The sequence below is a fragment of the Neisseria sp. P0021.S005 genome (genome assembly GCF_051956955.1).
This window is the reverse complement of record NZ_JBQCWY010000430.1, coordinates 1-2,619: the sequence shown is the minus strand read 5'-3', so window position 1 is coordinate 2,619 and position 2,619 is coordinate 1. Positions and strand designations below refer to the sequence as shown.

Below are 2,619 nucleotides of genomic sequence, written 5' to 3'. Positions count from 1 at the left end.
GATGTTTTCGACCAGTTGATCGCCTGCGTCGATATCCACGCCTGCGTCACGATAGCTCAAAGAAGTGCTCATTGGATTTCCTTATTCGGGTATGGGTAGATTGTCGGAGCGTATTTTATCTTAAATTGGAGGGTTCAGGCTGAATTTTTTTGGCATTATTGTCAACAATTTTTATTTTATCTTAATAGCCGTCGCGCTTTCAGACGGCCTTTGCGAATCTGTTATACTGCTTATTGATTTTGAAAACCTTAAACATCAATTGGGAAATACCTTTTTATGTATCAAAAGAAAGCGCGCAGTGTAAAACCGTGGATTATTATGGCTTGCGTTATCGCGGCCTTTATTTGGCTTTTATATGCCTTAGGCAATGTTTTGACGCCGTTTATTGTGGCCGCCGTTTTAGCCTATGTTTTGAATCCCTTGGTCGAATGGCTGCAATTGAAGCGTATCCGCCGTGCACCGGCCTCTATGATTATTATGGCGCTTGCTTTGCTGATATTACTGGCGTTGATGCTGATTATTATACCTATGCTGTTAAATCAGTTTAATAATCTGGCCGAACGCCTGCCGCAAATCGTAGGCTTTGTTCAAAACAAATTGCTGCCGTGGCTCAACAGCGTCAGCGGGGATTATATTCAAATTGATCAAGAATCAATCATCGCATGGTTGCAGTCGCATACGGATGAGTTGAGCAATACGCTCAAAGCATGGATTCCTACCTTGATGCGCCAGAGCGGCAACGTAATCAGCGGCGTCAGCAATTTGGTGTTGCTGCCTTTGCTGTTGTATTACTTTTTGTTGGACTGGAAACGTTGGTCTTCCGGAATCAGCAAATTGGTTCCACGCCGTTTTATCGAGACCTACACGCGTATCAGCAGCAATATGGACGAAATCTTGGGCGAATTTCTGCGCGGACAGCTGATGGTTATGATGATTATGGGCTTGGTTTATGGATTGGGCTTGATGCTGGTCGGTTTGGATTCCGGCTTTGCCATCGGTATGATTGCCGGTATTTTGGTATTTATTCCGTATTTGGGTGCATTTACCGGCCTTTTGCTGGCGACAATCGCCGCGCTTTTGCAATATGGCTCATGGCAGGGCTTATTGATGGTCTGGGCTGTATTCGGTGTCGGACAATTCTTGGAAAGCTTTTTCATTACGCCTAAAATCGTCGGCGACCGCATTGGTTTGTCGCCTTTCTGGGTGATTTTCTCGTTGATGGCTTTCGGACAACTGATGGGTTTTGTCGGTATGCTTGCCGGCTTGCCGCTTGCCGCCGTGACGCTGGTTTTACTACGTGAAGGTGCATCTGTCTATTTCGGCAGCCATTTCTACAAACATAAATAAATCGATAATATTAAGGCCGTCTGAAATCCAAGTTTCAGACGGCCATTGATAACAAAGGAAGTCTATATGTTAGCCATTATCGGCGGCAGCGGTTTGACCAAACTGCCAGAACTCGAAATTACCGAACGAAAAATCATACGCACTCCATACGGCTTAACCAGCAGCCCTATTTTGTTCGGCAGGTTGGGGCGCTTGGATATTGTTTTTCTTGCCCGACACGGCTTCAGCCATACCATCGCGCCGCATGAAATCAACTACCGCGCCAATATTTGGGCGTTACATTCTTTAGGCGTTGAAAACATTATTGCCATTTCTTCAGTCGTCGGTATCAACCCCGATTTTGAAAATGGCAGTTTAGTGTTGCCGGACGATTTGATCGACTATACCTATGGCCGCAAAGATACTTTTTTTGAAGGCCAAGAATGCCCTGTCGTCCATACCGATTTTTTCAACCCTTATTGCGATGAATTGCGACAAGAATTATTGAATATCACGAAAGCGCACAATGTGCCGATTTACGATTCCGCTGTTTATGGCTGCCTGCAAGGCCCGCGCCGTCCAACCCGCGCTGAAATCGCCCGTTATCGCCGTGACGGGGTAGATGTACTCGGTATGACCGGTATGCCTGAAGCCGTTTTGGCCAGGGAGTTGAAAATGGCCTATACCCACTTTTGCAGCGTCAGCAGCATTGATTGCTTTGATAGCGGAGTAGGGACTGAGGGCTGTAATGAACAGACTTCTATTGCGATGACGAAAATCCGACAATTATTGAATGGTTTGTAACTGATAATGCCGTCTGAAATAATGTTTTCAGACGGCATTGTTTTATTTAGGAAGCCGTTTCACGCGCCCAATGGGGCAGGGAGGCTTTTTGTTTGCGGAACGAGGCAAGTTGCATACCCCGACATTTTTCAAAAATCAATTCAACCCCGCTTTGCAGCTGTAAAATCAAATTGGTATGCGTTTCCGTTTTAATAAAATCGATATTGCGTTGTACCAAGCGTTGAATGACGGCATATACATCAAGGCAGCCATTTGCAAAAAACCACAGATTTAACTTTACCCAACGGCCGCCGCTTAATGCAGTATTAGGCTGAAAATCAGCACGAATCTGTGTCAGCCGATTATCGGAGAAATGCAGTTCAATATCGCCATAAAGCCAAATATTCCAGCCTTTTTGTACCAACAAGCCTTTAGGGACGCAATCAGGCGCAGGAAACATCTGCAAAATAGACTCTGCCGATTGTCCGATTTCCAGATAGTCAAACCGGC

At 45.5% G+C, this 2,619-nt stretch carries 3 protein-coding genes and 1 pseudogene; 2 read left to right on the top strand and 2 right to left on the bottom strand.

Annotation, left to right across the window (positions count from 1 at the left end; translation table 11 throughout):
- A pseudogene (locus ACTHUE_RS15160) lies at window positions 1-72 on the bottom strand (AIR synthase related protein); the annotation flags it as partial.
- A 204-nt stretch (window positions 73-276) separates the two neighbouring features.
- Between ACTHUE_RS15160 and ACTHUE_RS15155 the strand changes: the two are divergent.
- Together ACTHUE_RS15155 and ACTHUE_RS15150 are read left to right on the top strand one after the other, a co-directional pair.
- Complete coding sequence (locus ACTHUE_RS15155; protein WP_070461926.1) at window positions 277-1,347, top strand: AI-2E family transporter; 1,071 nt, start codon at window positions 277-279, stop codon at window positions 1,345-1,347.
- A gap of 66 nt (window positions 1,348-1,413) precedes the next feature.
- Complete coding sequence (locus ACTHUE_RS15150; protein WP_070461927.1) at window positions 1,414-2,130, top strand: S-methyl-5'-thioinosine phosphorylase; 717 nt, start codon at window positions 1,414-1,416, stop codon at window positions 2,128-2,130.
- A 46-nt stretch (window positions 2,131-2,176) separates the two neighbouring features.
- On the opposite strand, the gene ACTHUE_RS15145 is transcribed toward ACTHUE_RS15150, so the two are convergent.
- On the bottom strand, window positions 2,177-2,619 hold a 443-nt coding region (locus ACTHUE_RS15145), incomplete at its 5' end, for a hypothetical protein (protein WP_440423908.1).